Origin of the sequence: Ekhidna sp., assembly GCF_965221965.1 — a bacterium.
Lineage (GTDB): Bacteria > Bacteroidota > Bacteroidia > Cytophagales > Cyclobacteriaceae > Ekhidna.
Genome location: NZ_OZ244926.1, coordinates 1,177,100 through 1,201,319, shown reverse-complemented (window position 1 = coordinate 1,201,319; position 24,220 = coordinate 1,177,100). Strand labels below are relative to the sequence as shown.

Below are 24,220 nucleotides of genomic sequence, written 5' to 3'. Positions count from 1 at the left end.
CTGTCATCGAATCGTTTTAATTGATTCTATTATTACTTTTAGATAGTCATAACCAAGCCCTATTTTATCAGTTTCTAAATTCGCTATGTAAATAAACTCAGAACCTTGAAAGTAAATTGCGGCACATGTGTGATACACGTCTCTATATTTGTTAGTGCCAGCATATGTAGGGTCACCATCTGTAGTGAAATTCACTAACGATAAAATTTTTCCTCCTTGTGTATAAGATTTTGAATCAGGGTTATTGACATCATAGGGTAGCTCATCTAAATACATAGAAACAACATCGTCGAGATCTGATTCATTTGGGGATTCAAGCCCCATTTCTTCGTAAGAAAAATATATGATAGACACAGAGAGATTTCCATCTGAGGAATTATTTTCTAAATACCATTCGGATTCACCCGGTTCTGATGAAAGATCATGCTGGCTCTGAAGTGTCAAATTACCTGCTGACCATTTGTATGAGCTTTGTGCATTTACATTGCAAAAAAGAAAAGTTAACAGAACTGCTGTGAATAATTTGGAAGCCATAATTGTATATCTATTCGTAAGTAAATGATTGAATATAATCAGAAGAGCGCGTTGAATATATTGCTTCTATTATTTGAAACTTGTCATTCAAGATAAGCTCAATTCTTTCTAAACCCGAACCATATACCGCTTTATTGGAGCCTATTTCATGTTTAAAAAAGTCATTATCTCCCTTCATTATTGTATACAGAACACCTGCGGGAGAAGGATCTGGACTACTTGCTATTCCATGATTATATGACTTCCAATACCAATCCCCAAGTTTTTGATACTCACAACTCGTCCGTGTTTCATGTGTATAACCCTCAACATCCCTTTGCTTTAATCTGTAACTCACGGAAGAATTACTAAACTCAAACTTCGTTGGCATCTTATAAGTCCTATCGCATTTTGGATCAAAGGTTGAATTGCTTGTTCCTATCACAGTCTGACCTCTAAGGGAAGAGATGCACTTTCTAATAAACTCATCCTTTGCCATGTAGTCAGCTCCCCCTGTTTCTTTCCATAACCCCTCTTTTAAAATTTGATAACTATTATTGGATTCGTCTTTAACCGTAATCGGAAATCCCTTTACTTCACTATCAAATAATTCAACCCATTTTCCATCTTCCAAAAGATAGAAAGTGTAACCATTTCCTTTTGCTGAAATAGGATATTGAGCATAGCAATGGTTGGCTACCGTCAACCCAACTATTAGAAGCAGTGGCAATATTAAAGACTTCATAGGCTGGTGATTTGAGTGTATTAATTTACTTGATGGCTTCATTTATTTAAAAGTATTCATATTCATAGGTGGTAACCATATAAAATTTGGTCTTAAATGCCCTTCTGGCCTCAAATACTTTAATCTCAACAGGATTTCCATATGAATCATGTTTATATTCATACTCATAGTCCACCAATTGTGAAGAAACATTATATTGATTGGTTGCCTTTAAAAGGCGATCATTTTCATCATAATGGTATTCCCGAATCCTGACTTCATCATTTTTAATAAACTCTGAACTAACAATGATTCCTTTATCATTCCTGGTTTTGACTAAAGGCGGATCATCTACCCATGTTCTGATAGTATTCGTATCGTCAGACACTACAACAAAATCTCTTGATTCTGGATTAAATTTTGCAGTTTCTTGTGAAGCTGCCTCTACTAGAGCGGTTCTTTCATCATTGACGTATAATACATGCAGTAATGGATTCCCTATGAATGGTTCGAACGGAATTAATTCTTTCTTTGATTGAACAAAAAATGAGAATTTTTCAGCCACAAAATCCTCACCTTGTTTAAATGGGAATGATTTATAAAATCCGTTATTGGGATTTTCCAGAAAAAGATACCTGAAATCATCTTCAAGCAGGCTCAGAGTAATTGTATGTTGTTTTTCATAATCTTCAGAATATGCATAAAAGGTGTGATCACGTAAATGACCCGAATTATAAGGGTAAACGGAACCATTCCAGCTAAACCTTCTTTCCGAAATCAAATAACCATTTATATCGTATTGAAATAAATATAGGCTTTCAAGTATTTCAGAACCATCACAGCCTACCTCCATCTCATAAATTAAATTGCCATTTTCATAACCATATTCTTTTGGTTTAAACGAACAGGTTGAAGAAGACTTGCTAATTAAATTTGATTCTGAATCATATTTATAATATCGTATTTCAATCTTTTCATCCTCTTTGGTTGGAACCATATTCAACTCCCTATCTAGTTTGAAATACGTCTCAATTCTTTCCTCGATCAAGTTTCCTTGAAAATCATATTTCTTGAAAATCTTCTCAACCCTTTTCCCACTTTGATAGCTTGACTCTGATAAAATCTTATCATCAGAGTCATACTCGTAAATATTAGTAACATAGGGACCAAAGGTTGGTTGGTACCCCCGTTCTAAAACTCTTCCATTTGAATCGAAAACTTTATGACTCTTTTTTCCTCCTTTGGATTCTGGGGCAAATGAAGAATACTCCGTGTATGACTTTACATTTTTTAGTTCATAATCATAAATACTTGGATACTTGCTTCCTTGGTCTCCAAATTTATGTGAGATGAGTTGAGCCTCACAAAATGATATGTTTAACACAATCAGAATAGGAACCAATAGACAATACTTAATCATAACTACTATTTTATAATTATTAGTAGCCCCTATCAAATAAAAAGCTTCTAATTTGGTTTCTCAATAGTTATTAAAAATAGCTAAAAAAAATTAAGGTCATTTTGTATCCAATTATGTCTAGGAATTCAAAATCCTGAAAAGCATAAGGACAGGAAGGAGTAGTAACTAAAGGTTATCCTCAATTATTTGTTCTAAATCTTGCATTATTCCAAGCGTATTAAGTGTGCTGATAATACTCCCATTCTTAAAAACATGAAGACCCGGGACATAATCTATACGAAGGTCCTTATTGTATTCATAGTAGAGTTCATTGAGTTCATTATCAGACAGATCCATTGAATAGAAGTCAGCACCTTCGTACTTTTCAGTGATTTTTCTTGCTTTGGCTTCCGTACCAAGATGCATTACTCCTGATTCACTTCTATAAATCACAAGAACAGATACTACTGGATTATCCTCATCCAGGATTTTATCCAAATCTTGCTTAGAAAAACTACTTTGGGAATAAGTAAAGAAAGGTAGAATTAGAAGCACCAAACATGAACCAACGAAATTAATCTTCATATGAACTGATTTATAAGATGTAACAGAAACGCAATAAAAATAAACAAAAAAACCACCTTCCGGTGGTGTAATGAGCTACTCGTTCTTCATCCCTTTCACACGACCCTTGGCAATCTCAATGGTCATCTGATCAATCACTGGACGAAGGGTTTCCTCACAAGGATCAGCTTCGTACTTAGCAACTACTTTATCAAAGTCTTCCGGGTCGGTTAGAAGTGAACGAACCTCATCTATTTTCTTGATCATATCTGCATTCATAAAAGCAATTTAGTGTTTATACATAAACAAAAAACCCACCTTCCGGTGGGTCTAAAGTCTAGCTTCTAAAATCTAATATCTGAAAACCTTTACTTTTTCTCGTAAGCTTTTCTAATCTTCTTAGCCGTAGCTTCCATCTCTTCTTTGCTTGGAGAGAGCTTCATATTCGCAAAGTTCATATCGTCCATCGTTTGCATCGGGATGAGGTGCACGTGTGCGTGTGGCACTTCCAATCCCATCACGGTCAACCCAATTCGCTCACATGGGATCACAGACTCAATGGCTTTAGCTACTCCTTTTGAAAAGGAAAACAAGCCAGCTAATGTCTGATGATCCAGATCAAAAATGTAATCAACTTCCTTCTTCGGTATCACCAATGTATGTCCCTCTACCAATGGGTTGATGTCCAGAAATGCCAGGTAGTTGTCGTCCTCTGCTACAATGTGTGCAGGGATTTCCCTTTCGATGATCTTCGTGAAAATACTTGCCATTACACTGTAATGTCTAGTATTTCAAATTCCATATCACCTGCCGGTACTTTTATAACCGCCTTTTCACCTTTTTTCTTTCCTAAAAGTCCTTTGCCTATCGGCGACTGTACAGAGATTTTACCACTCTTCAGATCTGCTTCCTCCTCAGCTACCAACTGGTACGTCACCTCCATCTTATTCTTATTGTTTTTGATCTTCACCGTAGAAAGGATAGAAACCTTGGAGGTATCAATCGATGACTCATCAATTATACGTGCATCTCCAACCACCTTTTCCAGCTTGGAAATCTTCAGCTCCAAAAGTCCCTGAGCTTCTTTTGCTGCATCATATTCAGCATTTTCACTCAAGTCTCCTTTGTCTCGAGCCTCGGCTATTTGCTTTGCCATATCTGCTCTTCCCTTGGTCTTTAGTTCGTTTAACTCAGCTTTGAGCTTGTCAAGACCTTCTTTCGTGTAGTAATTAACTGCCATAATTGTCTTACCCCTTTAAACAAAAAATAACGGCCTCACAATGAAGCCGTTTTCCCGTGTTTTCTTATTTTGATATTGCAAATATATATAGAATTTGCCCCTCAAACACAAAATTCGAGTTAAACAAGAATTATTCAACAAGAAATCGAACTGGAGAAAATGGTCCAAAATGTTACCTTGATAATCTCCTCCCTGGAGGAGTAAGAGGTGGGTTCCCAAAAAGCAATCATTTTGGATCATTTTCCGATTCAAGAAAAAAGGTTTCAAGGTTTTTATAACCCACCCCTACCCTCCAAGGGAGGGGAGTAGTGGCTATTTTTATTGAAGCTCGTCTTTGATTTTCTGAGCAATCACTTCACTGATCCGCTGATACGACTCATACGTCCAACCTCCTACATGTGGAGTGATGACCACATTCGGAAAAGAATTTAATTTGTCGAGCTGTGCTTTTTCCATGGTAGAATAGTCGAAAAGCCTCTCATTTTCCAATACATCCAGTCCGGCAGCATAAAGGGTACCATCTTCCAGTAGCTTGATTAAGCCCGCCGTATTGAGAATCTCACCTCTGGCTGTGTTCAATAGAACCTTCATCTTCTTGAATTTGCGTAAATAGGTTTCATTAAATAGCTGTCGGGTCTCCGGGTAAAGTGGGATGTGCAAGCTCAGGATTTCTGATCGCTCCATCAATTCATCCAGTTCTACATTCTTAATAAATCCACCCTCAAACGCTCCCTTGTATTTATCAAACCCGATAACCTCACAATCAAGTCCCCGAAGTTTTCTTGCAAAAGACATTCCCATGTTACCCACTCCGTAAATACCGACAACCTTTCCTTTCAACTCAATTCCCCGGTTTCCTTCACGATCCCACTTATGAGTTTTAATCTCCTGGTGAGATGAGGATATTCGGTGCAAGAGTGACAAGAGCATTCCCAACGCATGCTCCCCTAGTGCATCCCGATTTCCTTCGGGCGCGTTGATTGCCTTAATTCCTTTCTCATTCAGGTAATCCTCATCCACCTTATCCATCCCTGCTCCTGCTCGGGCTACAAGCTTTAAGTTGATACCAGCGTCAATGAGTTCTTTATCTACTGCTGTCTTGCTTCGAATAATCAGTCCCTCAAAATCACTGATGATTTCCAAAATTCCCGCTCGATCTATAATAGGTAGATAAACCGGATCGTACCCATACTCTTTCAGCAAAGAGAGGATGCATTCATGCATATCGTCCGCAATGAGAATACGTTTTTTGGCACTCATAGATTATATAACAGGTGTGCTATCGAAAAATAGACAGCCAAACCCAATAAATCGTTCGTTGTGGTAATAAACGGACCGGAAGCCAAAGCCGGATTTACACCAAACCGATTGAGCAAAAGTGGCGTGATGGTTCCCATGAATGAGGCCAACAGAACCACAGAAAAGAGTGCAATAGCCACAGTAGCCGCCAGTGGTTGTTCACGCATGAATAAAATCACCGCTCCAAAAACCATCAGGGAAAGAATGGCTCCATTGACAATTGCAACTAAGAATACTTTTAACAAACGTTTCCACATACTATCGGCAAATACGTTGGGATTCGCCAAACTCTGCACGACAATGGATGAAGATTGAATACCCACATTACCTCCGGATGCGGTAATCAATGGAATAAAAAAAGCCAGAGCGGGCACGATGATGATTTCCTCTTTGAACAGCCCTAAAAACTGCGCACCTACCAGCCCACCGGCCATTCCGATGATCAGCCAGGGCAATCGTGCACGCGAAATCTTCCAGACGGTATCATCCTCCTCTACATCTGAGCTCATACCAGTCATCAACTGTCGTTCTTCATAAGCCATCTCCCTAATCACATCAATCACATCATCAATGGTGATCCTTCCTACCAGCCTACCACGGGCATTGACGACCGGTACCACCTCAAGGTCATATTTCTGCATGATGCTGGCGACTTCTTCCTCGGAGGTTGAAGTTTCCACGGAGACAATTTGATTGTCATAAATATCCGCCACCTTGGCTCCTCCTTTGGCCAAAATCAGGTTTTTAACGCCTACTTTACCCAGCAGATTTTCCTTGTTATCGACCACATACACCGAATAGATCTTCTGGACATTTTCTGCCTGAAGTCGAATTTCATCGATACACTGAGAGATGCTCCAGTTCAGGTTGGCTTTGATCAGCTCTTTTGCCATCAATCCTCCGGCTACATCTTCATCGTACTCCAGAAGCTCCATCAGGTTGGAGGCTTTCTCTTCATCTTCAATCTGCCGAATCACCTCATTTCGGTCGGCCACTCCCATCTCATACAGAATGTCCGTTCCGTCATCGGAATCCATCAAAGCAAGGAAAGAAGCCAGGTCCCTGGCTGAGAATTCCTTTATGAATTCTTCACGTACATCTTCTTCAAGATCTTCAAGGATTTTAGCTCCAACGTCCACCGGGAGCAGGTCAAACACATACTTACACTCCTGAGAATCAAATTCATCCAGTAGAGCAGAGATATCAGCAGGGTTGACACCTTCCAGGGTAGATTTAATGAAGCCGGTATCCTGCTCATCGAGGGCTTGCTGGAAACGGTCCTTAAATTCGACCGAAAGCTCAAACGTCATCACTGCTTCCATGTCAGGCGATTTTTTCTGTCAGCGAGATAAATTCTTGAACGGACAACTGCTCCGCCCTTTGATCCATGACCGGAAGAGCTTTTACAGCATCCGACAAATTTAGGTCTTTTAAGGCGTTGCGCAAGGTCTTCCTGCGCTTGCCGAACCCCGCTTTAACGACACGTTTAAATAACTGTTCATCACAGGGCAATTGTTTGATCTCATTACGCTTCAGACGGATGACGGCTGATTGTACTTTCGGTGGTGGGTTAAATACACCAGGCGGTACTTTGAAGAGGTATTCAATATCAAAAAAGGCCTGGAGCAGTACACTCAGAATGCCGTAGGTCTTATTTCCATGTTTCTCACAAATGCGGTCGGCCACCTCTTTCTGGATCATGCATACCACTTCATCCACCTGATTCCGATCATCCCATATCTTGAAAAAGAGCTGTGAGGAAATGTTGTAAGGAAAATTGCCTATGACATTGAAACGATCAAAAGAAACATTGTACTTCAGGTAATCCTGGTATAGAAAACGATCCGCATGTGAAGGGTACGCTGACTTTAAATATTCAATGGATTCGGTATCTACATCCAGCGCATAGAAATCAAGTCCATCTTTCTCTATGAGGTATTTCGTGAGCACACCTGTCCCCGGCCCAATCTCCAGGACAGGCAGGTTGTTTTCATTCTTCAAGGCTTCAACGATTTTCAAAGCAATGTTTTCATCCTTCAGGAAATGCTGTCCTAAATGTTTTTTTGGTTTTACGCTTGCCAACTTATTCGCTGTTTATATTATTGACCTGATTTTTTCGGGTTAACTTCAATTTTGATAAAAGTACACTGCAAATGGGTGAATCATCACGCAAAAAAAATAAACCTGTCATTGGAATCACCATCGGAGACATCAATGGGATTGGTCCGGAGGTGATCATAAAATCCCTGGAGGACAACCGCATCCTGAAGCAATTCACACCGGTCATCTACGGATCAGCTAAAGTGATCTCTTACTATCGTAAAGCGCTGGACAAGGAAAATTTCAACTATCAGCAAATCTCCAGCATTGACAAGATCGCTCACAAGAAAGTGAATGTGCTGAATGTCTGGGATGAAACCATCGAAATCAATCCCGGTCAGGCCAATGAAACCGGGGGGAAATATGCTGTACTCTCCCTTCAGCATGCAGTCAAAGACCTGAAAGATGAAAAGATCGACGCAATCACAACGGCTCCTTTAGCCAAAGATCTGGTGCAGTCAGATGAATTTAAATTTCCGGGTCATACCGAGTATTTAACCCAGGAAGCCGGAGAGTCAGACAGCCTGATGTTTTTAGTGCATGAATCACTGCGTGTAGGCGTGGTGACCGGACACATTCCACTGAATGAAGTGAGTGCGAAAGTGACCAAAGAAAAGATTGTCTTCAAGCTACAAAAAATGATTAAATCCCTGCAAAAGGATTTTGGAATCAAAAAGCCACGTGTGGCCGTACTGGGACTTAATCCTCATGCCGGGGAAAACGGGCTCTTGGGAGATGAAGAGCAAAAAGTGATCATACCGGCAATAGACGAGGTGAAAAAAGGTCATCATATTGTGATGGGTCCTTTCCCTGCCGACGGCTTTTTCGGAATGCGTACCTACAAGCAATATGATGGTATATTGGCCATGTACCACGACCAGGGACTGATTCCTTTTAAAAACATGGCTTTTGAAGAAGGGGTGAATTACACTGCTGGATTACCTTTTGTGCGTACCTCACCGGACCATGGAACCGCCTTCTCCATTGCCGGAAATGGACAGGCAGATGAGACCTCTTTTCGCAATGCCCTCTACCTCGCCAATGATATCATCCGTCAGCGAAAAGAAAACCACTTTGAAAGCGATGATGAAAAGTAGTTGATAACCTTTTCTAGTACTTGGATTCTATCTAAATTTGCGGGTCTTTACCGGGAAGTGGACGGAAATGAAGGATTTGAAAGCGTATAAGATTGAGATTTTTGGCCTGAGTAACAGCACTCACGACTTCAATTTCACGTTTGATGACGAATTCTTTTCCCATTTCGAAAACAGCCTGGTGAGCAAGGGCAAAGGCACTTGTGATGTGGTTTTGGCAAAAACAGATTCAATGATCACCGTTGATTTGACCATCAAAGGGATCATTGAGCTGGAATGTGACAGAAGTCTGGAACCCTTCGATTATCCGATCGCTGTAGAAAAAGAAATCATCTACAAATACGGAGACGAAGAGAAAGAGCTGAGTGAAGATGTTTTTGTGATCCTTAAAGGAGAGCAGGAAATCAACATTTCCACGTTTTTGTACGAATCCATTAGCCTGGAAGTACCGATGAAAAAATTGCATCCCAAATTCCAGGACGAATCAGATGATGATGAGATGATTTACATCTCTGACACTGACGAGCAATCACAGGAAGAAAGCACGGACCCAAGATGGGAAGCCCTGAAAAAACTGAAATAAGAAAACATTAGATAGAGAAAGAAGATGGCGCATCCAAAAAGAAAAATTTCTAAAACAAGAAGAGACAAAAGAAGAACGCATTACAAAGCGACTCCTAAGAGCTTTGTAATTTGTCCGACTACAGGCGAGGCACACCTTCCACACAGAGCCTTCTGGCATGAAGGTAAACTTTACTATAAAGGTAAAGTAGTGATGGAAAAAGAAGTACTAGCCTAAGTAAGTCCAGATGCCTAACATTCGAGCAGCGATTACCGGCGTTCAAGGTTATGTGCCGGAAGACGTCCTTACCAATAAGGATCTTGAAAAGATCGTGGACACCAATGATGAGTGGATCACTTCACGAACAGGCATCAAAAGACGACACATTTTAAAAGGTGAAAATCAGGGCACCTCAGTGATGGCCGTAAAGGCGCTTGAGGGACTGCTGAAAAAAACCAATACCAATCCGGAGGAGATCGATCTCATCATATGTGCGACGACTACTCCGGATTTAGTTTTTCCGGCCACTGCTAACATCATTGCCAATAAAGTAGGAGCTGTAAACTCCTTTGGATATGATGTACAGGCAGCTTGCTCCGGATTTCTTTATGCCTTATCCACCGGTTCTCAGTTCATAGAGACAGGCAAGTACAAAAAAGTGGTTGTCATAGGAGCGGATAAGATGTCTTCCATTATTGATTACCAGGACCGAGCTACATGCATCATCTTTGGAGATGGCGCGGGTGCTGTGATGCTGGAGCCAACAGAGGAAGATTGTGGCATCAAGGATTTTATCCTGAAGTCCGATGGTTCCGGGGAGCCATACCTTCATATGAAGGCCGGAGGTAGCCGTAGACCGGCAACAGAGGAAACGGTAAAAAATCGCGAGCACTTCGCTTACCAGGAAGGCTCAACAGTATTTAAGTTCGCTGTTAAAAACATGGCAGATGTAGCCGCACAGGTGATGGAGCGAAACAACCTCACTCCTGACGATGTGGCTTACCTGGTGCCTCACCAGGCCAACAAACGAATCATCGATGCAACCGCCAACCGCATGGGCGTGGGGGAAGAAAAGGTGATGCTCAACATCGAGGAGTATGGAAATACTACCAGCGGTACCATCCCACTTTGCTTATGGGATTACGAAAAGAAACTGAAAAAAGGTGACAACCTGATCCTGGCCGCTTTTGGTGGAGGATTTACCTGGGGCGCCATTTGGGTAAAATGGGCCTACGATCCAAAGTAATTAACTAACTAAGCTTAATATTCATGGCAACTACATCAGACATCAAAAACGGATTGGTGATAGAGTTTAACCACGATCTGTACAGTGTAGTGGAGTTTCAACACGTGAAGCCGGGCAAAGGTCCTGCTTTTGTGAGAACCAAGCTAAAAAGTATACGCACCGGCAAAGTGGTGGACAACACCTTTTCTGCCGGACATAAAATCACGACCGCTCGTGTAGAACGAAGACCTTATCAGTTCCTTTATAAGGATGACATGGGCTACCACTTCATGGATACCAGCACCTACGAGCAAATTGCCATCGAAGAAAAGCTGATCAATGCACCCAAATTCCTGAAAGACGGACAAGAGGTGGAGATCCTATTCCATGCGGAGGAAGAAAAAGTCCTTGGCTGTGAGCTCCCTCAGCATGTGATCATGACCGTAACACAGGCGGATCCCGGTGTGAAAGGAAACACGGCTACCAACGCAACCAAAAATGCGGTGGTAGAGACAGGTGCTACCATCCAGGTACCGATGTTCATCGAACAGGATGAAGTAATAAAAGTTAATACTGTGGATGGTACATATGTGGAGCGGGTAAAATAATTACCTGCCTCCCAAAGAAATTAACTACCTTAGTTTTTAAGATTTTTTAATCAACAATTAACCTATGAAGGCCAAAGAAATTCAAGAATTGATCAATTTCCTTTCTGAATCAGGATTGGAAGAAGTAAATATTGAAACCGATGATTTTAAGGTAAGCATCAAGCGTAGTGCTGAGCAACATGTGATTGCTTCTGCACCTCAAGCAGCCCCTGCTCCGGCACCAGCTGCTGCGCCTGCTCCGGCTCCTCAGGCGGCCCCTGCCCCTGCTGCTGACGGGGGAAGCGATGCACCTGCATCCGGTGGGAACCTGGTGGAGATCAAGTCACCGATGATTGGAACCTTCTACCGATCTGCAAATCCTGAATCACCTGCTTTTGTTGAGGTGGGGAGCTCCGTAAATGCCGGAGATACCGTTTGTATCATCGAAGCGATGAAGCTATTCAATGAGATAGAATCTGAAGTGTCTGGAAAAATCGTAAAAGTACTGGTTGACAATGCGCAACCTGTAGAGTATGACCAGCCACTTTTCCTTGTTGAACCTGCTTAAACATGTCCAAGATGTTTAATAAAATATTGATTGCCAACAGAGGCGAGATCGCCTTGCGTATTATTCGAACGTGTAAAGAAATGGGCATCAAGACGGTGGCAGTTTACTCCAAAGCTGATGCCGACAGTTTGCATGTTCGGTTTGCGGATGAGGCAGTATGTATTGGTCCTGCTTCCAGTAAGGATTCATACCTCAAGATCCCAAACATCATAGCTGCTGCGGAAGTAACAAACGCTGACGCTATCCATCCCGGATACGGCTTCCTTTCGGAAAACGCCGAGTTTTCTCGTGTGTGTGCCGAAAACAAAATCAAATTCATCGGGGCGAGCGAGGAGATGATCTCCAAAATGGGAGACAAAGCCACAGCGAAAGCAACGATGATTGCTGCTGGTGTTCCGGTGGTACCAGGGTCGGATGGACTACTGGAGTCGGCCGAGCAAGGTATGAGCCTGGCCAAAGAAATTGGCTACCCGGTGATGATCAAAGCCACTGCCGGCGGTGGTGGTAAGGGAATGCGACTCATCAAAGAGGAAAGTGAGTTCAAGAAGGCATGGGACAGTGCCAGACAAGAAGCCGCTGCATCGTTTGGCAATGACGGGATGTACATGGAGAAATTCGTGGAAGAGCCCCGTCACGTGGAAATCCAGATTGTAGGAGACAGCACTGGTAAAGCCTGCCATCTATCTGAAAGAGATTGCTCCATCCAGCGAAGGCACCAGAAGCTGATCGAGGAGACTCCTTCCCCTATTGTATCTCAGGAACTCAGAGAGAAGATGGGAGCTGCCGCGATCAAAGGTGCGGAAGCGATCAAATACGAAGGTGCCGGTACGGTGGAGTTCCTTGTAGACAAGCACGGCGAGTTCTACTTCATGGAGATGAACACACGTATCCAGGTGGAGCACCCGATCACTGAAGAAGTGACTGACTATGACCTGATCAAAGAGCAGATCAAAGTGGCAGCCGGTGAAAAGATTTCCGGACGAAACTACTACCCTCAGCTGCACTCCATCGAAGTGCGAATCAATGCGGAAGATCCGGCAAACGGTTTCCGACCAAGTCCGGGTAAGATCACGAACCTTCACTTCCCGGGTGGACATGGTGTGCGTATTGACAGCCACGTATATGCAGGCTATGTGATCCCTCCGTTCTACGACTCGATGATTGGTAAGCTGATCGTGAGTGCGCAGACCCGGGAGGAAGCGATCATTAAGATGAAGCGCGCACTGGAGGAGACGGTGATTGAAGGAATCAAGACAACCATTCCGTTCCACCTGGCCATGATGGACGACAAAGCGTTTAAGTCAGGTAACTTCACCACGAAGTATCTGGACACGTGGGACTTCAGTGTGTTGAAGAAGTAAAATGATTTTATAGATATTGAAAACCCCTCGCTGGAAACGGTGAGGGTTTTTTGTTTTATTTGGGACGCTCAACCCACGGTCCTTGCGCCCAGACCGGCACTGGCGGGTCGGGCGCTATAGCTTCTTCCAAATAGTCAATGTCAATCGATCCATGTAGTCCTGCCGTTGGATGATAAGGGCTTTTTCAATCCCCCGATCATCAATGACTGGTGAGAACCCATAATCATAGGCCAGGTAATATATTCCACTCTTTGATTTAAATATGCTGCTGAAGTAACGATAATCATAGCCCAGTTGATTCAACACTTCCTTTCTCACAGTGGCTTTTCCCTGCGGACACAAATCCCTCAAAATTCTTCGATTCTTTCTGATCCGTGAATTGACCTTCTGAATGTACTGCTCCTCCACGGCTTTATGCTGGTTGTTGTAGGAGTTCCTGCAGTAGGCATCACAAAACTTCTTATCTGTACGCCCTACCAAGGTTTTTCCGCATTTCAGACATTTATTTGGGGCTAAATTTTCCATTTATATAAGTACTTATAGTCGAATATAAATACTTATCTAATCAGTTACTGTTTTGATCCCGATGATTTTTACTTCATGAATCATGCGATAAGCGTATCCTGTCAACAGCAATACCGGTGGGCATTAGAGCAACTACGCATCAAACTGGCTGCCAGGAGGTATAGTAAATCCACTCAGCAAGTGTATTATCACTGTTTTCGTTCGTTTCTAGCTCATGTATATCCATTGCCACTTCACCAGGTAGGTCGGGAGCAGGTTTATGACTACCACCGGAAATTGATTGAGAAGCAAAACATTTCACGCTCTACTCAGAATCAAAGCATCAATGCGATCAAATTCTATTTGGAGCATGTGCTTGGCCAGGACCGTCAAAGCTTCAACCTGGAGCGGCCGAAAAAAGTCCAGAAGCTACCGGAGGTGCTTAGCGTAGAGGAAGTGGCCCGCATTTTAAAAGCTTCAGGCAACTTAAAACACAAGGCCATTCTGACGACTCTTTATTCTGCCGGATTGCGAATTGGAGAGCTACTTAGTCTGAAAACAGCAGATATCGATTCGGATCATATGCGTATATGGGTACGCGAAGGAAAGGGATGTAAGGATCGGCTGACTACCCTATCTCCTCATTTACTGAAGTTATTGAGAGCTTATTTTCGAAAGTACCGACCTTATGAATACCTTTTTGAAGGTCAGAATGGAGGGCCATATTCGTCCACCAGTATACGAAAGATTCTGGCCAAAGCTTGTCATCGAGCCGGTATTCACAAAAAAGTACGACCACACACCTTGAGGCATAGTTTTGCCACACATCTGCTGGAGCAAGGCACCAATCTTCGTTACATACAGTCTCTGCTTGGACACACCAGCGCCAAAACGACGGAGATCTATACGCATGTGAGCAGCAAAAACCTGGAGGAGATTAAAAGTCCGTTGGATGGTATGGTAGGCTCGGGTATATTTGAAAGGTAAATAAACGCCATACGGCGTTTACATTATAGTTAGGCATTATTGCATGGAGGCGAACTTCAAAATTTCAGAGAACATAGCGGTTGAACTAGATGGAAGGCACATTGACCTGCACAACAACTTCGACTTTGAACTGATTACGAAGACTTCAACTGGGTATCTTTTACAATTTGTTAGAAACTCTGGCAACTGGGTTAGAACGGATGAGTACCGCCGGTTAACTTTTGAACTGACTAACGTAAACTTTGAGCATTTTGAAGAGGGAGATCCTAAGGCAACAAAAGAAGATGCTAATTGCCTAGGTGAACTCACGTTTTTCCCATCTGAACTTCGCAAAATGAACGATAGCATCGCTCCGCAAACTGAACCCAAAAAAGATGATGACATTATTTTCATTTTTGAGGACGGCAAACTCTTCCGGTTCGGTTGTGAACGGATTGAACTTAATGCAACCGAAAACAATGCCTAACAATCACTATCGGTTATGTGCCAAACTGCCTCTTTGCCAGCTTCATCGGGACTTGCCCGCTCCAGCGCACCTTCTGAAACTTCATCGCTTTTGGAAAGGTCTGTGGTTCTGGATTTTTACTTCAGAACGCAGTGCCATTCGGAAACAGTTGTGCGTGTGGTGCACTTCCGCTACTTTTATGGCTACTTACCAACTGTGGGCACACAAACCGATAGTTTGGCGTTATCTCTCACTTACTGCATGACTAAATCAGAACTTCTCAATATTGTAATCAAGGTTTTTGGACTCTATTACTTTGTACTGTTTGCCCAACATTTAATGGAATTCATTTATATGATGGTAGCAAGTGGCCTCTATGATAATAGTCAATCTGATAGATGGATTATTCTTGGTGGAATTTTTATGACTTTTTTCGTTGACTTGGTCTTCGCCTATTTCGCACTATTTAAGACTGAACTCATCACTAATAGGATCTCACGGAATAACGAAGGAACGGTTGAACTGGGAACAACCAAAACTGACCTACTTGAAATTTCATTTGCAGTAGTAGCAATTGTAGCAATCCTAAACTCAATTCCGAATTTGCTAACTCAACAAGTGAACAGCATCTACTATCATGACCATAGGGAGCTTGAGTTCTGGACAACTAACTCGAAGAATGAACTCTTCCAAAATCTATTTATTCTCATTGCTGGAATTTTCTTACTGCTTAACTCTCGGAATTTTGCAAAGTGGATAACTAAACGAGGTGAACAAGACGATTCAAGAGATGAACAAAAATGAAGCTATCTTAAAAGATAAGGTCCTTGAATACCTCGCAACAACTAAAAAGAGTGCTGCCGATGGGGTCATTGCAAAAGCTATAGGATATAAAGATTTTGAAGTCGGTTACGCAGCAGAGCAATTAAAAAATGATGAGCTTGTTGAACTCATGAATATTACTTCTTTTGACTCCAATAGATCAAATGAGTACAACGTAACAATTCTAACTAAAGGACTATACTTCTTTGAGAACGACTCTTTCCAATCTCAATATAACAAGCTTAAAAAAACAAAGAGATTTAAAAACATCAGAACTATCGTTTTAGCCATCAATGCAATCTTAATTCTTTACTTTTCTTGGCTAAGCATTGAGAATAAAAGAGAAAACAAGGTACTCCAGAATCGGGTGAACGAACTGGAAACAGAACTCAAGGTTGCAACTGACTCTCTCAACTCCTTTAGTAAGGACTCGATCAACCAAAATGCGAGAGATAACAAGCACTAGCGCGAATATGCCTGAGTGCTTTCTGCAACTTTCATTGCAATTCGACCGCTTCACCGCCCATTCTGCTACTTTCATTTCCCTCCCTCCTTTTCGTCTTTCTGGATTTAGACTTGCAGAACGCAGCTCTTCGTAGATACCGTTGCAGGGGTTGGGCAGTTTCGCTAGTTTAGTGTTCTTTACAACTAGTGGGCATACTCTCGCTAGTTAGACGTTACATGTCAGTCGCACTTCGAACATATGAAACCAATACTTTCGAAAGAACTCTTTAAAAAGGAACCCAAGAAAATCATTCGAACGGTCGGACTATTCTACGCCGGAATTGGAGCCTGGTGCTTCTTCGGGTTAACTCTGATGAACTCAACTATGAGCAACTTTCCAAAGGACGAGGAGTTTGAAGGGTTCAACCGAACTTTTGAGATTCTCCAGAACATCTGGATGACCTACATGCCTTTGCTGATAATTATTGGGTTCGGTATGGTTGCATTTTCATACGCCCTTGAACGTCTTAACGAACAACGAATAGCCATCCAAACAGGAATTCTAATAGTGTGTACAATTTGGGTAATTGCTTATTCAATTGCTAGCATCCCCTATCTTGAGGCTTTCCTGTCAATCTCCCCTGAACAAGAGGCATTCAACGGACTAACTTACATTTTTGCATTATTCGGATTTGGTGCTGTGTTCGCACTTATGACGATCCCGAACTATAAAGTACTGAAGAAACTGAAGGCCGAAAATACCGACATGTAACATTGTGTATGGCCGCATGTGCGAACTGAGCATTTAGCCAGTTTCGGTAGAACTCGACCGTGAATCTGCCGCTGAGGGAACTTCTCTGCTTTCTGCCAAGCTCAGTTCGCAGGAGTTTTTAATCTTCTGAACGCACTGCCTCTTGGATACTTTGGAAGCACCGGCAGATTCACTATTTTAGTGCCACTAGCCAGTGGGGCGCACACAGCGCCATACACGGGCGTTAGGATTCACTTCTTTTCTTTTTCTCCTCTCCGCTTCTACTCTTAACCAAATAGCTACTGAAAGGTGGCGCTTAATTGTCCTATTCCGCTCGTCACACAAGGCCAGCGCACGGCTGATCCGATCCCCCCTCTCTGTCTTTTGGGACGGCGATATGGAGTCACGCCCCGACGGCCACCCTATCCTCCTTTCATCCCGCGCCATTCATCGCGCTCTTACCACCTTTTTGGTTTGCTTCGAGCCACGTTCATCTCGTTTTCGAGATAGCTGCTTTCACCTGGAAGTCGACTGACGTATTCCATCGAGAACAAACGAATCCTAACAAGCGATATAGACGCATGGCTTACGTAGTTCTTCGCCTCTGGCCTGCTATCCGCCCGCTCCATCTGCGCCGGAGCTCACGGGCTAGGAATTTGCCACGGCAAATCCCGGAGGGATTGACTTGTATTGCGTGTCTGAATAGACCCGTTGTGTGCTTCCGCAGATTTTCGCTAATTTCATCGCTTTGAAATGGATATAGCCACGCGCTATATCTTGATGTTATGTACCAGATACTGCAAGACGTATAACTTCTGAACGCTTATGAACGGAACATTAAAATCAATCGCAACCGGAGCATTGTTTTGCGTATCACAACGCATTGGCGAGTCAGTTTTAGGATTTATAATTACGGACATTAGGAAGGCAAGTGATGTGAATTTCGAAGGAGCAATTCAATTTGCGTTTATGGGGCTCTTTCTATCAATTGTACCCTATCTCATTATTTTCCCATTGGTGAAAACGCTAACTAAGAGTGGGCTCAACAACTCATATATTTCCGCAGGAATCAACTTGTTTGTCTTAACCTACTTCTATACATCTGGACTAATTCAGAAAGATCCAATTTCTTTCATAGTTGGCTCACTTATTATCAGCATTCTACTAATTGTTGTTGAACGAAGAATCAAACCAGCAGAACGAACGGCTAACGGAAAGACCGGTACATAACAGGCGATATGGCGAATGGCCAAACTGCCTATTTGAAACTTCTGTGCAAACCGCCCGTGAAGCTGCCCATTCTGCCAGCTTTTGTACTTCGTATAGCCTTTTGTGGTTCTAGCTATTATTTTCAGAACGCACTTCTTCGTTGATACTGTTGCGGTGGTTGGGCAGTTTCACTACATTAGTGCTTTTTACAAAGGGTATGGCCACTCGCCATATCTGATCGTTAGCGAGAATTCGAGCCACGGATCAACTCTATGGATTTAGAACACCTTCTGTACGGACTAATTGCATTTTTAATCGGATTGATTGCCAAGATTTCCGATAAGCCAAGATCGTGGAAAGAGAAAAAAACCAGACCTCTAGGTTTATCAGAAGCACGTTTTAAGGGAGGTTATTGGGCACTGATGTTAGCTGGAATTGTCATGATCTTAATTTCCGTATTTTGATAAGATATATAACTGCTTTTCTCTTGATAACGACACTATCATGCCAACCAGTAACTGATCGTGGCAATGAACAAACTCAAATTGACACCTTGACAATCAAAATCGGAGATCAACACCTAAAACCAACTCCAACTTCTGAAAAGCTAATCTCTCTCAAGAACTTAGATGGTGAACGAATTACAAGATTCTATTCTGACAGCACCTACCAACTAACTGTTGAACACAGTTTCGGAGTTAAGCTGACACTATACGAACGAACTGAAAATTTCACCTTACGAGCAACTGACTCGACTTACTTTTTAACAACTAACGAACTAGATTCTACTCTGACTGACAAACTGCAAGTCGGATTTCTGACAGATACAACATCGAACATTTTAGTTTATCACTACCGACTTCTGAACGAGAACGACTCAACTGAAGTGCTTGACTTCAAAAAGCAGATTGACACGGTTGGATATACTGAATTCAAACTCTACGGAAGAAAATCTCGCTAACAGTTGCTAGCACGAATGCGCCAACTGCCACTTTACAAGCTCCAGTGCGAACATCACCATGAATCAGCCGCTGGGAAAGGTTTGTGCTTTCTACATGGCGCATCTCGCAGGAGTTTTCATCTTTCTCAACGCAGCGGTTATATGATACTTTGGAAGCACCGGCAGATTCATTAGTTTTATTGGAACTTGCCAAGTTCGGGGCGCACTCCTGCTAGCTAGGCGTTACCTGTCAACTGCGCCATTATAACAGATGGTGCTATTTTTTCGTAACTTTATCTTATGGAAGCGAACATGAACCTTTCTTTCTCACAGATACTCGAACTGGTTAGGAACTTGCCAGGGGAACAGAAGATCAAGATTTCCCAAGAACTTGAGAAGGAAACTATTGGCTCCAAACTGACTGAACTTTTGACTGCTTTCCGAACTGACAAACTTTCTATGAACGAGATAACGTCAGAAGTTGAACAAGTCAGACAAGACCTTTATGACAAGCGAAAAGCGAACTAAGGTCATATTCGACACTAATATTTGGATCAGTTACCTCATTGGTCATCAACTTGGTGAGTTGACAGAACTTCTAACTTCTCAGAGAATTGAAATCATACTATCCGAACAACTTCGAACGGAGTTGACTGAAGTAACACGAAGGAAGAAATTTCAAAAATATTTCAGCAAAGAGAAGGTAGCCGAACTTCTGAAACTGATGAACTTCATCGGAACTGACTATGAGATCATAGAGTATCCGAACATTTGTAGAGATCCGAAAGACAACTTTTTGCTGGGATTGATCAGAGCTTCAAAGCCTAACTTTTTAGTAACGGGAGATCAGGACTTATTGGAACTGAATCCCTTTGAGGGAACGGAGATCATTGAACCTAATCAACTATTAGCTAAAATAGCCGACAGGTAACAGACGGTAAAAATGCATGTGGCTACTGCTTATCTACCACTTTTAGTGCTACTGAACCGCGATTTCTGGCTTTTGGAAAGAGCTGAGCTTTCTACTTCCCTTGGTGCCACTCGGAAAAATGCTTGTGGAACGTGCTGTATCTGAACCGTTGTGAGTTGGAGCCAGAATCGCTACTTTAGTGCCATTAACAAAGCTCGGGCCACACAGCATTTTACCTGAGCGTTAGACTCTATTTACCTCACCATGAACATTCATCGCTCATTATTGACATTAGTTTCACTTTTTTGCTTCTGGCATGCCAACTGTCAAACTCAGGAGGAATTTGATGCATTTGCACAGGAAGTGCTTGATGAAGCTGAACTTCTATTCAGATTGGCGAGAGCGACAGAACTGAATGCGATTTCGAACGAATCTGAACGATTAGCTTACAAACTTTCAAATGATGATATCAAGTCAATAAGTTGGCAATCTGACTCACCAAATCAAATATTAGCTTCTATTGTTTATAATCCAGAGTTGGAACCAGTAAGTCAAGAATCCAACCCCAGAGAACCGAACGCTGGTGAGAAAATATTGATCTCCGCCTATAACAAAACGCAAGAAATAATTGATTCCGGCGATTTGGACTTTGAAGGACGTATCACAATTTTGAAACCAATTTTCATTTTCCAAAATCAATTCGAGAATCCCGATATTGAGCATTCGAACACAGAACTAATTGTCTATTTGATTAGAGATGATGCAGACGACCAAGTCGTTCCAATGGGAGGAGATTTTTATCTAGAATTTGACGGAAATGGATTCCTAAATGACATCTACTCAATTGATGAAGATTATTTCCACCCCGAAGGGAGTAAAATTATTGAAGGTGAAGAAGTGATGGGAGTAATTCATGGACACAGTCGAACAGAAGATCCAATTATTTCCGCTACCGAAATATGTTCGATCTTACTTCATGAGGATATTATCACATGGGAAGATCTAACAGTTACAAGATCGTATACTGATAGCACGTTTACCAAGACCATCTATAATATCCCATCCAATACCTTAACCATTGAAGAACAACCTAATAAAGAATTCAATTACAACCCAACTTGGGCTGTCTTAATAAGATTTGGTGAACAGAAATATCTGGAATACTTTGATTCATCGGATGAGATATCAAGTGAAATTTTTGGTAGAATAGACGAATCCTGGCACAAAGGAATAGTCGTTTATGAACCTGAACAGGCACGAGCACAATACCCCGAATTAACAGTTGGTCGATTGGGCCTTATTGAAGTTCTGATGAAAAAGAGTAAAGTCAAATTACTTCCGGACGAAATAACTACCAAAATCAAATAAGAACAGAGTCTAACAGACACTATCGGTTATGTGCCAAACTGCCTCTTTACCGGCTTTATCGGAACTCGACCGCTCCAGTGCACCTTCTGAAACTTCATCGCTTTTAGAGACTTCTGTGGTTCTGGATTTTTACTTGCAGAACGCAGTGCCTCGTGGATATCGTTGTGCTTCTGGTGCACTTCCGCTATTTTAGTGCTATCTGCCAACTGTGGGCACACAAACCGATAGTTGAGCGTTGTGTGTCATATCTTCAGAACGTAGAGATCATGCCAATTAACATTTATGACGAAACCTTGAATGATAAGATTGATTGGCTTTGCGATGATTCTTGGAGTTTGCCTGAACAAATTGATGCTCTCGAATCCTGGTTAGTCGAAAAAGGTCGAAACTTGGAACCCGGAAAATATGTAGCAGATATTGGTTTCGATATTCGCAAGGATGCAACTGGTGGAGGTGGGGTTCTTGGATCGAATTCCATGAAAATAATGGGTGAACTTGGAATGGACATCTATCTTTCAGAATACCCTGGTCAATATGAATAGAGAAGCCAGTCTATGAGGGACACTAACGAACATATGATTGAACTTTTGGACACTTCTCGTACGAACAACGCATATTCAGCAACTGTTCAACTGGAAGTCGATGGAACACCTTACAAGGTGAAATTTGGTATTCAAATTCCTGACTACTCTAACTTGAAGAGAATACTAGAATATCGGCCCTTTGAGAACACTGGCGTTGCACCATATCGCTACTTTTTTGCTCTGTCCTATTCGAACGACTCCACGAACGAAGAACTAGCCAATATTGCAGTCAGGGTCGAGCAACTGGGACAGCATAAGCAATACGAATTTACAGTAACCAAGAAATTCATAGCCAATCTCCTTTGGTTTAACGAACTGGAGAACATCGAGCCAATTCACGAACTAATCATAACGGAATAACGACACACAACATTGTGTATGGACGCATGTGCGAACTGAGCATTTAGCTAGTTTCGGTGCAACTCGACCGTGAATCTGCCGCTGAAGATACTTTTCTTCTTCCTACAAATCTCAGTTCGCAGGAGTTTTTGATCTTCTGAACGCACTGCTACATGGATACTTTGGAAGCACCGGCAGATTTCACTATTTTGCTGCTATTAGCCAGTGGGGCGCACACAGCGCCATACACGGGCGTTATGGGTCATCGCTCTTCGAATCACATGAAGCACTTTCTTCTACTTTTTTCACTGACTATTCTGACTTTTAACTCTATCGCACAGAAGGTAACTGTTATTGGAACTGTTAGAGACTTTGAAACAAACGAACCATTAACTGGTGCCGTAGTTCTTGAGGATAAACTTGTGAACGGTGATGTAATAGATTCGCTTGGCAACTTTCAACTAACACTAGAGGGAACAAGCAACACAATTAAATGTAGCTGGATAGGGTATTATCAACTCATTATCAAGAACATCCCAACAAACATCGACACACTCGAACTACCTAACTTGAAAATGGTAACAAATTACTCTGCGCACCTGATTGTTGAATTTGGACCTGACGTTGAACCTGACAAGAAAAAATTCAGAGCTATCAAGAAACAAATTGAAGACCAATATCGCCTCAGCATTGACGGTCTAACTTACGAACCTGAAATTTTGAAATACGACATTGTGTTTGACTTGAGTAATCCAACTCAACTGGGTGAACAAGACCCATAACAAGCACTAGCAGGCATATGCCGGAGTGCTTTCTACCAGTTTCACTGCAACTTGACCGCTACACTGCCCATTCTGCTAGGCTGGTTTCCCCACCCTCCTTTTCGTCTTTCTGGATTTAGTCTTTCAGAACGCAGTGCTTCGTAGATACTGTTGTGGGGGTTGGTCAGTTTCGCTAGCTTAGTGCTCTTTACAACTTGTGGGCATACGCCCGCTAGTTGGACGTTAGGATTTATCTCTGCAGATCGAAAATTGGAATTCAAAACTTCATCATTTACACCAGCTCCTGAACAACAAGCATCCAACAGCTGGCTAATTTACTTGCTGCTGACCGTAATCTTTTTTTTAGTTTACTACCTCTTAACTGAATTCGGAATAACTGGATGGCCTGTCTTTTTATCAGCATTTTGCTTTTTCGGAATGGCTATATTGATGAGGTATCACAACTTCCTAAAAAAGGAGAATATCAAAGGACAGTTGGATAAGGAAATCGAACTAACTCCTGATCATTTCAGAGTTGACGACCTAACGATTAAGATCGACCGAATCAAGAAAATCGTTTTCAACATTGATAAGTATGAAGGTCAACTAAAAGCTGATAGCATTACCTATCCTGAACTAATGAAAAGTGATGGAGTATCTAACAGAATTACTGTTGTAACACATGAAGGATCTTACTCAGAGCTATTTAGACTCGGTAACCAACGACACTACCACGACCTAATACTAACAACTAGAGAACTCAAGAAGAACGGAATTGATATTGAAATAAATGACAAATCCTAACAGGCACTAACGCGAATATGCCTGTGTGCTTTCTACCTCCTTACGTGCAACTAGACCGCTTCACCGCCCATTCTGCTACTTTTATTTCCCTTCCATCCTTTTCGTCTTTCTGGATT

The 24,220-nt window shown here is 42.1% G+C and carries 33 protein-coding genes; 22 read left to right on the top strand and 11 right to left on the bottom strand.

Annotation, left to right across the window (positions count from 1 at the left end; all coding sequences use genetic code 11):
* Positions 1 to 3 precede the first annotated feature (3 nt).
* From ACOQON_RS05935 to rsmA, 10 genes are all read right to left on the bottom strand, one after another.
* Positions 4 to 534 carry a hypothetical protein gene (locus tag ACOQON_RS05935; protein ID WP_420578008.1) on the bottom strand — a complete coding sequence of 177 codons (531 nt, stop codon included), beginning with the start codon at positions 532 to 534 and terminating at the stop codon, positions 4 to 6.
* A 10-nt stretch (positions 535 to 544) separates the two neighbouring features.
* Positions 545 to 1,258: a hypothetical protein gene (locus tag ACOQON_RS05930; protein WP_420578007.1), complete on the bottom strand. Its 714-nt coding sequence runs from the start codon at positions 1,256 to 1,258 to the stop codon at positions 545 to 547.
* A 46-nt stretch (positions 1,259 to 1,304) separates the two neighbouring features.
* Complete coding sequence (locus ACOQON_RS05925) at positions 1,305 to 2,621, bottom strand: hypothetical protein (RefSeq protein WP_420578006.1); 1,317 nt, start codon at positions 2,619 to 2,621, stop codon at positions 1,305 to 1,307.
* A gap of 201 nt (positions 2,622 to 2,822) precedes the next feature.
* Positions 2,823 to 3,221, bottom strand: coding sequence for a hypothetical protein (locus tag ACOQON_RS05920; RefSeq protein WP_420578005.1), 399 nt, complete (start codon positions 3,219 to 3,221; stop codon positions 2,823 to 2,825).
* Positions 3,222 to 3,296: 75 nt separating this feature from the next.
* Positions 3,297 to 3,479 (bottom strand): hypothetical protein, encoded by a 183-nt coding sequence (locus tag ACOQON_RS05915; protein WP_420578004.1) that lies wholly within the window; start codon positions 3,477 to 3,479, stop codon positions 3,297 to 3,299.
* Between the two features lie 89 nt (positions 3,480 to 3,568).
* On the bottom strand, positions 3,569 to 3,970 hold the full coding sequence (locus tag ACOQON_RS05910) for an HIT family protein (RefSeq protein WP_420578003.1): 402 nt from the start codon (positions 3,968 to 3,970) through the stop codon (positions 3,569 to 3,571).
* Positions 3,970 to 4,440 (bottom strand): transcription elongation factor GreA, encoded by a 471-nt coding sequence (gene greA, locus ACOQON_RS05905; protein ID WP_420578002.1) that lies wholly within the window; start codon positions 4,438 to 4,440, stop codon positions 3,970 to 3,972. Before greA ends, ACOQON_RS05910 begins: the two co-directional genes overlap by 1 nt.
* A 318-nt stretch (positions 4,441 to 4,758) precedes the next feature.
* Positions 4,759 to 5,700: an NAD(P)-dependent oxidoreductase gene (locus ACOQON_RS05900; RefSeq protein WP_420578001.1), complete on the bottom strand. Its 942-nt coding sequence runs from the start codon at positions 5,698 to 5,700 to the stop codon at positions 4,759 to 4,761.
* The gene (gene mgtE, locus ACOQON_RS05895) at positions 5,697 to 7,061 is read right to left on the bottom strand and encodes a magnesium transporter (RefSeq protein ID WP_420578000.1); all 1,365 of its coding nucleotides are present in this window, start codon (positions 7,059 to 7,061) and stop codon (positions 5,697 to 5,699) included. The genes ACOQON_RS05900 and mgtE overlap by 4 nt, the downstream gene beginning before the upstream one ends.
* A 1-nt stretch (position 7,062) precedes the next feature.
* On the bottom strand, positions 7,063 to 7,821 hold the full coding sequence (gene rsmA / locus ACOQON_RS05890) for a 16S rRNA (adenine(1518)-N(6)/adenine(1519)-N(6))-dimethyltransferase RsmA (protein WP_420577999.1): 759 nt from the start codon (positions 7,819 to 7,821) through the stop codon (positions 7,063 to 7,065).
* Between the two features lie 71 nt (positions 7,822 to 7,892).
* Between rsmA and pdxA the strand changes: the two genes are divergently transcribed.
* The 7 genes from pdxA (at position 7,893) to accC (ending at position 13,236) form a co-directional block, all read left to right on the top strand.
* Positions 7,893 to 8,936 carry a 4-hydroxythreonine-4-phosphate dehydrogenase PdxA gene (pdxA, locus tag ACOQON_RS05885; protein ID WP_420577998.1) on the top strand — a complete coding sequence of 348 codons (1,044 nt, stop codon included), beginning with the start codon at positions 7,893 to 7,895 and terminating at the stop codon, positions 8,934 to 8,936.
* Positions 8,937 to 9,003: 67 nt separating this feature from the next.
* Positions 9,004 to 9,516 carry a YceD family protein gene (locus ACOQON_RS05880; RefSeq protein ID WP_420577997.1) on the top strand — a complete coding sequence of 171 codons (513 nt, stop codon included), beginning with the start codon at positions 9,004 to 9,006 and terminating at the stop codon, positions 9,514 to 9,516.
* Positions 9,517 to 9,540: 24 nt separating this feature from the next.
* Positions 9,541 to 9,732 (top strand): 50S ribosomal protein L32, encoded by a 192-nt coding sequence (gene rpmF / locus ACOQON_RS05875; RefSeq protein WP_089356102.1) that lies wholly within the window; start codon positions 9,541 to 9,543, stop codon positions 9,730 to 9,732.
* Between the two features lie 10 nt (positions 9,733 to 9,742).
* Positions 9,743 to 10,741, top strand: a complete 999-nt coding sequence (locus ACOQON_RS05870) for a beta-ketoacyl-ACP synthase III (RefSeq protein ID WP_420577996.1) — start codon at positions 9,743 to 9,745, stop codon at positions 10,739 to 10,741.
* Positions 10,742 to 10,764: 23 nt separating this feature from the next.
* Entirely contained in the window at positions 10,765 to 11,328 is a 564-nt protein-coding gene (gene efp / locus ACOQON_RS05865; protein WP_420577995.1) for an elongation factor P, read from the top strand.
* A gap of 64 nt (positions 11,329 to 11,392) precedes the next feature.
* Positions 11,393 to 11,875 (top strand): acetyl-CoA carboxylase biotin carboxyl carrier protein, encoded by a 483-nt coding sequence (gene accB, locus ACOQON_RS05860; RefSeq protein WP_420577994.1) that lies wholly within the window; start codon positions 11,393 to 11,395, stop codon positions 11,873 to 11,875.
* 11 nt (positions 11,876 to 11,886) lie between these two features.
* Positions 11,887 to 13,236, top strand: a complete 1,350-nt coding sequence (accC, locus tag ACOQON_RS05855; protein ID WP_420577993.1) for an acetyl-CoA carboxylase biotin carboxylase subunit — start codon at positions 11,887 to 11,889, stop codon at positions 13,234 to 13,236.
* A 114-nt stretch (positions 13,237 to 13,350) separates the two neighbouring features.
* Here the strand turns inward: accC and ACOQON_RS05850 are convergent, their stop codons facing one another.
* Complete coding sequence (locus tag ACOQON_RS05850; protein ID WP_420577992.1) at positions 13,351 to 13,761, bottom strand: hypothetical protein; 411 nt, start codon at positions 13,759 to 13,761, stop codon at positions 13,351 to 13,353.
* A 75-nt stretch (positions 13,762 to 13,836) separates the two neighbouring features.
* Here ACOQON_RS05850 and xerA point away from each other — a divergent pair, with 75 nt between their 5' ends.
* From xerA to ACOQON_RS05775, 15 genes are all read left to right on the top strand, one after another.
* Positions 13,837 to 14,727, top strand: coding sequence for a site-specific tyrosine recombinase/integron integrase (xerA, locus tag ACOQON_RS05845; RefSeq protein ID WP_420577991.1), 891 nt, complete (start codon positions 13,837 to 13,839; stop codon positions 14,725 to 14,727).
* A 43-nt stretch (positions 14,728 to 14,770) separates the two neighbouring features.
* Positions 14,771 to 15,193, top strand: coding sequence for a hypothetical protein (locus ACOQON_RS05840; protein ID WP_420577990.1), 423 nt, complete (start codon positions 14,771 to 14,773; stop codon positions 15,191 to 15,193).
* Between the two features lie 33 nt (positions 15,194 to 15,226).
* Entirely contained in the window at positions 15,227 to 15,976 is a 750-nt protein-coding gene (locus ACOQON_RS05835; RefSeq protein WP_420577989.1) for a hypothetical protein, read from the top strand.
* A complete protein-coding gene (locus ACOQON_RS05830; RefSeq protein WP_420577988.1) occupies positions 15,963 to 16,460 on the top strand; it encodes a hypothetical protein in 498 nt (165 codons plus the stop codon). The genes ACOQON_RS05835 and ACOQON_RS05830 overlap by 14 nt, the downstream gene beginning before the upstream one ends.
* A 237-nt stretch (positions 16,461 to 16,697) precedes the next feature.
* Positions 16,698 to 17,210 carry a hypothetical protein gene (locus tag ACOQON_RS05825; RefSeq protein ID WP_420577987.1) on the top strand — a complete coding sequence of 171 codons (513 nt, stop codon included), beginning with the start codon at positions 16,698 to 16,700 and terminating at the stop codon, positions 17,208 to 17,210.
* Between the two features lie 804 nt (positions 17,211 to 18,014).
* Entirely contained in the window at positions 18,015 to 18,419 is a 405-nt protein-coding gene (locus ACOQON_RS05820) for a hypothetical protein (RefSeq protein WP_420577986.1), read from the top strand.
* Positions 18,420 to 18,670: 251 nt separating this feature from the next.
* Entirely contained in the window at positions 18,671 to 18,862 is a 192-nt protein-coding gene (locus ACOQON_RS05815) for a hypothetical protein (RefSeq protein WP_420577985.1), read from the top strand.
* Positions 18,863 to 18,885: 23 nt separating this feature from the next.
* Positions 18,886 to 19,359 carry a hypothetical protein gene (locus tag ACOQON_RS05810; protein ID WP_420577984.1) on the top strand — a complete coding sequence of 158 codons (474 nt, stop codon included), beginning with the start codon at positions 18,886 to 18,888 and terminating at the stop codon, positions 19,357 to 19,359.
* 279 nt (positions 19,360 to 19,638) lie between these two features.
* The gene (gene vap15, locus ACOQON_RS05805; protein WP_420577978.1) at positions 19,639 to 19,866 is read left to right on the top strand and encodes a type II toxin-antitoxin system VapB15 family antitoxin; all 228 of its coding nucleotides are present in this window, start codon (positions 19,639 to 19,641) and stop codon (positions 19,864 to 19,866) included.
* Positions 19,844 to 20,269 (top strand): putative toxin-antitoxin system toxin component, PIN family, encoded by a 426-nt coding sequence (locus ACOQON_RS05800; RefSeq protein ID WP_420577977.1) that lies wholly within the window; start codon positions 19,844 to 19,846, stop codon positions 20,267 to 20,269. The genes vap15 and ACOQON_RS05800 overlap by 23 nt, the downstream gene beginning before the upstream one ends.
* A gap of 243 nt (positions 20,270 to 20,512) precedes the next feature.
* Positions 20,513 to 21,616 carry a hypothetical protein gene (locus tag ACOQON_RS05795; RefSeq protein WP_420577983.1) on the top strand — a complete coding sequence of 368 codons (1,104 nt, stop codon included), beginning with the start codon at positions 20,513 to 20,515 and terminating at the stop codon, positions 21,614 to 21,616.
* Between the two features lie 266 nt (positions 21,617 to 21,882).
* Positions 21,883 to 22,158 carry a hypothetical protein gene (locus ACOQON_RS05790; RefSeq protein WP_420577982.1) on the top strand — a complete coding sequence of 92 codons (276 nt, stop codon included), beginning with the start codon at positions 21,883 to 21,885 and terminating at the stop codon, positions 22,156 to 22,158.
* Between the two features lie 12 nt (positions 22,159 to 22,170).
* The gene (locus tag ACOQON_RS05785) at positions 22,171 to 22,560 is read left to right on the top strand and encodes a hypothetical protein (protein ID WP_420577981.1); all 390 of its coding nucleotides are present in this window, start codon (positions 22,171 to 22,173) and stop codon (positions 22,558 to 22,560) included.
* 152 nt (positions 22,561 to 22,712) lie between these two features.
* Positions 22,713 to 23,321 (top strand): carboxypeptidase-like regulatory domain-containing protein, encoded by a 609-nt coding sequence (locus tag ACOQON_RS05780; protein ID WP_420577980.1) that lies wholly within the window; start codon positions 22,713 to 22,715, stop codon positions 23,319 to 23,321.
* 417 nt (positions 23,322 to 23,738) lie between these two features.
* Positions 23,739 to 24,104 carry a hypothetical protein gene (locus ACOQON_RS05775; protein WP_420577979.1) on the top strand — a complete coding sequence of 122 codons (366 nt, stop codon included), beginning with the start codon at positions 23,739 to 23,741 and terminating at the stop codon, positions 24,102 to 24,104.
* Positions 24,105 to 24,220: the final 116 nt, after the last annotated feature.